6 protein-coding genes are annotated in these 5,501 nt (G+C 72.0%); 5 read left to right on the forward strand and 1 reads right to left on the reverse strand.

Annotation, left to right across the window (positions count from 1 at the left end; genetic code table 11):
* The 3 genes from C1A33_RS19070 to C1A33_RS19080 all read left to right on the forward strand — a co-directional run.
* Window positions 1-1,369: radical SAM/SPASM domain-containing protein (locus C1A33_RS19070; RefSeq protein WP_243407720.1), on the forward strand; the 1,369-nt coding region annotated here is incomplete at its 5' end.
* Between the two features lie 229 nt (window positions 1,370-1,598).
* Entirely contained in the window at window positions 1,599-2,150 is a 552-nt protein-coding gene (locus C1A33_RS36760) for a helix-turn-helix transcriptional regulator (RefSeq protein ID WP_423748106.1), read from the forward strand.
* A 10-nt stretch (window positions 2,151-2,160) separates the two neighbouring features.
* On the forward strand, window positions 2,161-2,568 hold the full coding sequence (locus C1A33_RS19080; RefSeq protein WP_101832814.1) for a VOC family protein: 408 nt from the start codon (window positions 2,161-2,163) through the stop codon (window positions 2,566-2,568).
* A gap of 18 nt (window positions 2,569-2,586) precedes the next feature.
* Here C1A33_RS19080 and C1A33_RS19085 read toward each other — a convergent pair whose 3' ends face one another.
* Window positions 2,587-2,919: a DMT family transporter gene (locus tag C1A33_RS19085; RefSeq protein WP_207770383.1), complete on the reverse strand. Its 333-nt coding sequence runs from the start codon at window positions 2,917-2,919 to the stop codon at window positions 2,587-2,589.
* Between the two features lie 366 nt (window positions 2,920-3,285).
* Here C1A33_RS19085 and C1A33_RS19090 point away from each other — a divergent pair, with 366 nt between their 5' ends.
* Entirely contained in the window at window positions 3,286-4,791 is a 1,506-nt protein-coding gene (locus C1A33_RS19090; protein WP_101832816.1) for a PstS family phosphate ABC transporter substrate-binding protein, read from the forward strand.
* 147 nt (window positions 4,792-4,938) lie between these two features.
* Window positions 4,939-5,501, forward strand: a 563-nt coding sequence (locus C1A33_RS19095) for an NERD domain-containing protein (protein ID WP_243407721.1), incomplete at its 3' end; no start/stop codon positions are given.

The following is a 5,501-nucleotide window of genomic DNA, read 5'->3' on the forward strand; positions in this document are numbered from 1 at the left end:
CTCCGGTACCGCCACTTCCACCCCCGCCGGCGCCCGTGTACGGCGCCCCACCTCCGCCGCCCGTCGACGGCGTGCCGTCCCGGTGGGCTCGTACGGGCGTCCCGCCGCGCCGTTCCCGGTGGCGCCGCTGGTGGGAGCGGTGCGCGGGCCGATGAGCGCGACGCGGCGGACCTACGCGGTGTGGGAACTGACCCTCGCCTGCAACCTCGCCTGCGGGCACTGCGGCTCCCGCGCCGGCACCCGCCGACCCGCCGAGCTGACGACGGCGCAGGCCCTGGACCTCGTCGCCCAGCTCGACCACGCGGGCATCGACGAGGTGACCCTCATCGGGGGAGAGGCCTACCTGCGCCGCGACTGGCTGGTCATCGCCGCCGAGATCACCCGCCGCGGGATGACCTGCACGGTGACGACTGGCGGCTACCGGATGAGCGCCGCCACCGCGCGCGGCATGCGCGACGCCGGGATCGAACGCTGCTCCGTCTCGGTGGACGGCATGCCCGCCACCCACGACCGGCTGCGCGGGCGCCGCGGCTCCTGGGACTCCTGCCTGCGCACCATCGGACGGCTGGCCGACGCCGGCGTCACCGCCACCTGCAACTCCCAGATCAACCGCCTGACCACGCCGGAGTTTCCCGACCTGTACGGGGCGCTGCGCGCGGCGGGCATCGCCGCCTGGCAGTGGCAGCTCACCGTGCCCATGGGCAACGCGGCGGACAACTGGGAGATCCTGCTGCAGCCGGTCGAACTGCTCGACGTCTTCCCGCTGCTCGCCGGGATCGCGCGCCGCGCCGCCGCGGACGGCATCCGCGTCCACGCCGGGAACAACGTCGGGTACTACGGCCCGTACGAACGGCTGCTGCGTTCCCCCGAGGGCGCGGCGTTCTGGGCGGGCTGCCAGGCGGGGCTGTCGACGCTGGGCATAGAGGCGGACGGCACGATCAAGGGCTGCCCGTCGCTGCCCACCGAGGCCTACGCCGGCGGCGACATCCGCGAACACACCCTGGCCGACCTGCTGCGCGACGCGCCGGCCCTGGCCCTGAACGCTGGCGCGGGCAGTGCCACGGCGGCCGATGGCACCTGGGGCTTCTGCCGGACCTGCGAGTTCGCCGACGTGTGCCGCGGCGGCTGCACGTGGACGGCGCACACGTTCTTCGGTCGGCCCGGCAACAACCCGTACTGCCATCACCGAGCCCTCGAACACCGCCGGCGGGGGGTGCGCGAGCGTCTCGTCCCGGTCGCCCCCGCCCCCGGCCAGCCCTTCGATCACGGCCTGTTCGACGTCGTGGTGGAACCCCTCACCGCTGCCTGGCCAGCCGATCTGCGTCCCCGCCTGTCAGCCGTGTCCGACGGCGGCCTCCAGGCCGGATGACCGCTGCCCCGGCCAGGCGGTCGTGCACGTCGGGCGGCGGGCCGCGCCGCTCCCGCGCCGCTCGTCGCGATGGGCGATCGTCAGCGCGGGTCCGATCGGCGCAGGCGCAGGCGCATTCGCAGGAGCATCGCGGTGAGGTACAGCAAGACGCGCGGCTTCGTCGTCGGGCCGGCGCCGAGCCATCAACCGGGGGGCGCCTCGTCGAGGCGGAGCCGGGCACAATGGCGTGGTGAGCGCCGCCGACCTCGAGGAGCTGCGCCGGCTGCGCCGTGCCCGCGACCGGATGGACCGGGAGTACGCGCAGCCGCTCGACGTGCCCGCGCTCGCCCGCACGGCGTTCATGTCGACGGCGCACTTCAGCCGCCGCTTCCGCGAGGCCTACTCGGAGACGCCGTACTCCTACCTGATGACGCGGCGCATCGAGCGGGCGAAGGCGTTGCTGCGCCGCGGCGACCTGAGCGTGACGGACGTCTGCTTCACGGTCGGCTGTACGAGCCTCGGCTCGTTCTCCGCCCGGTTCACCGCGCTGGTCGGCGAGTCGCCGTCGGCGTACCGGGCCCGTGACCACGACGAGCTGCGCGCCGTCCCCAGCTGCCAGGTCATGGTGGCGACGAGGCCGCGCCGGGTGGCACGTGGGCGGCCTGGCCGGGACAGCCCGGTCGCCGAGCGCACGGTTGCCGAGCGCCCGGTCGCCGGGCAGGGCGGCGCGCCCGCCGCGCCCGCGGTCACGGAGCCGCAGGAGAGCAGTTTCGGAGAAGCGCAGGTCGCGAGGCACGCCTAGCGTCGGTGGCATGACGGTTTCCCTCAGCGGCATGCACGTCCTCGTCGACGATCCCGACGCCGCCCTCAGTTTCTACCGCGACACCCTCGGCCTCACCGTCCGCAACGAGGTCGCCCGCGACGGCTTCAAGTGGATCACCCTGGTCACCGACAGCCAGCCGGAGGTCGCGATCGTCCTGTCGCAGCCGCACGCCGGCCGCTCCAAGGAGAACGGCGACGCCCTCGCCGCCCTGCTCGCCAAGGGCGAGCTGCTCATGGTCCAGCTCCGCGCCGACGACCTCGACGCCACCTTCGACCGGATCGTCTCGTCCCCCGGCGTCGAGGTCCTCCAGGAGCCCGCCAGTCAGCCATGGGGCGTGCGCGACTGCGCCGTGCGCGACCCCGCCGGCAACATGGTCCGCATCGAGCAGAAGAAGTAGCCGGCCGCGTCCGCCTGGTCAGCCGTGGGTGGCGCCGCCGAGGTTGACCAGGATGACGCCGACGACGATCAGCGCGATGCCGGCGAGGGCCGCCGGGGAGACGTGTTCGTCGAAGAACAGGGCGGCGAGCGCGGTGATGCCGATCGTGCCGATGCCCGACCAGATCGCGTAGGCCGCGCCCACGTTGACCGAGCGCAGCGCGACCGCGAGGCAGGCGAACGCCCCGGTGTATCCCACGACGACCAGCGCCATCGGCAGTGGCGCGAATCCCGACGACAGGCGACGAAGCGACAGCGTGGCCATGATCTCCAGGACGATCGCCACGCCGAGCGCCAGCCAGCCCATCCCCATGCCCCCCGATCAGACCGCCGGCCGAGCCGGCGCCTCGCTCGTGATCATGCCTCAGGCCGCCCGGACGGCTCCCGTGGACCGGTCAATCCCTGGTCCCAGGCGCACTACCTGCGCTTTCGTCGCCTTAACGACGTTCCACCCGGAGCGGACACTACCGACTCCTGATCGCACGCGGCAGGACCGTGATCCCCGCCATCCGCGCCCACCTGCACGGCTGGGCCAGCGGCCGCTGTCCGACGTCGCCGTGAACATCCGCCGAACAGTCGGGATCGGGTCAGATCGGTGACTGTCGGCGAGTTCGTCCGGCTCGTACTGTGGCGCGGTCACGGATGATCAAGCCGCGTCTGCGGGGGCTCGAGGTGGGACGTGGACTGGTGGAGTGCCGGCAACATCATCGCCGTGCTCACGGCGCTGCTCGGCCTGGGCGCGTCGCTGGCGGCCGTCTGGTATGAGCGCCGGCCGCGCAGCCGGCAGATCGGCTACCGCGTCCAGATGGCGATCCGGGTCGGCGGCGGCACCCGCGGCGGCCGCACCCAGGCGATCTTCGGCCTGTTCAGTCACCTGCCCGGTATCTCCGACGCGACGCTCGTCCTGCTGCGGATCGAGAACTACGGTGCGCAGAGCATCACCGAGGCCGACTACACCAACGGCGGCGCCTACGGGCTCACCGCCGACGTCGCCGATCTGACCGTCCGCGGTGTCGTCGTCATTCCGGACCCGGGCCAGGAACATCTCCTCGGCCATTTCGGCGCGCCGGACGCCATCCGGTACACCGACAACGTCATCTACCTGCCGCGGGTGCCGCTCAATCCAGGCCAGTACTACAAGCTTCTGGTACTGCTCGACGGCGGCGGCGTCGGCAGCGACATGAAGGTGCGCGGCGGCATCCGGGACGGCAGTATCGTCGAGACCGAAAGCGTCTCGGTCGACGACAAACCGCGCAAGTTCAGCCGGCCGGCCCGCCTGATCACCGTGATGCTCACCGTGTGCGTCGTCGTCCTGGCCTGCATCATTCTCGTGCCCAACGAGCAGCGCCCGCCGCTGGGCTGCGCGAAGGGCGAGCTGACCGTCGCCGGCTCGACGGCGTTCGCGCCCGTCGTCCAGGCGGTGGCGCGCCGGTATGAGAAGGAGTGCACCGGCGCGAGGATCACGGTGGACGCGCGCGGCAGTGAAGCCGGCCTGCGCGACGTCGCGTCGTCCCCGTCGCCGGACGGGAAGAACATCATCGCCATCTCGGACGGCCGGGTGAACGAGGGCGCGAGCCCGCGGCTGTGGGGACAGGCCGTCGCCCGGTCGCTGTTCGCCCTCGTGGTGAACGAGAAGGTGCCCGTGACGAATCTGACGTCGGACCAGCTACGGTCGATCTTCACCGGTCAGATCACGAACTGGAGCCAGATCGACCCGCGATACTCCGCGCCCGTCCAGGTCATGAGTCGGACGACGGATTCGGGCACCCGGATCTCCTTCGACCGGCTGTTCATCACCCCCAACCTGGAGCCGGCCGCCGTCTCGGCAGGCTGCGCGCGGGACACCAGCGCCGACAGGGAATACTGCGCGCTGTCGTCGACGGACGAGATGGTGCAGAAGGTGGCGACCTTCCCGGGCGGCATTGGCTACATGGACCTGCGCGCCGCCAAGCGTTCCTCCCACCTGCGCCCCATCGCCATCGACGGCCACCAGCCGATGATCAACGACGCCGGCTACCGCTTCGTCGCCATCGAGTACGCGTACACGTACGGCAAGCCCGTCCCCGGCTCCCTCGTCGACAGCTTCCTCACGTACCTCAACACCGGCCCCGGCCGCAGCAACGTCAGCACCGACGACGACCAGCCCTGCTACACCCCCGACAACATCCAACGCTGCCGCGGCTGAGCACTCCGTCCCGGAGCGGAAGAGCCGCTCTCGGTCCCGGGGGTGTGTTGTTGCGCTGGGATGGCGGTCACTTAGGATCACAACCGGCATACCGGAGGGGCATGGCGGCGGGAGCCGACGCTGCCACGGTGGACGGTGGGGGGCCGCGTGCGGGAGGGCCAGGGTCGCTGGGAGACGGTCACGCCGTCGCAGTTTCCCCATGAACGGGAGGCGCTGGAGCACGTCCGGCTCCTGCTGCCGGACGCCGAGCCGTACCGGGCGTGGTCGAACTTCACCTTCACGGCGACCACCGGGCACATCCGTGAGGTCGACCTGCTGGTCGTCGCCCGCGGCGGCATCTACCTGATCGAGATCAAGAGCCTGGTCGGGCGGCTGACGGCGGCCGGGTCGAACTGGACCCAGCACCGCCAGTCGGGCAACACGAGGATCTTCGACAACCCGCTGCACCTGGCGAACCAGAAGTCCAAGGAGCTGCGCACCCTCCTGGAGAACGCCGGCCGCGCGACGAAGACCAGGATCCCGTTCATCCAGCCGGCGGTGTTCCTGTCCAACCCGACGCTGCGGGTCGAGCTGCCCGAACACCAGCTGCACTGGGTGTTCGGCCCGGACCGCCCCGGTGCCGGTCCCGGTCCCGGTGCCAGTGCCGGTGCCGGCAGCGCCGGTCTGCGCGGTGGGGAGGACGGCGGTGGGCGCGGGGCGGTGGCTGGGGG

This window comes from Frankia canadensis, assembly GCF_900197875.1.
Taxonomy (GTDB): Bacteria; Actinomycetota; Actinomycetes; order Frankiales; family Frankiaceae; genus Frankia; species Frankia canadensis.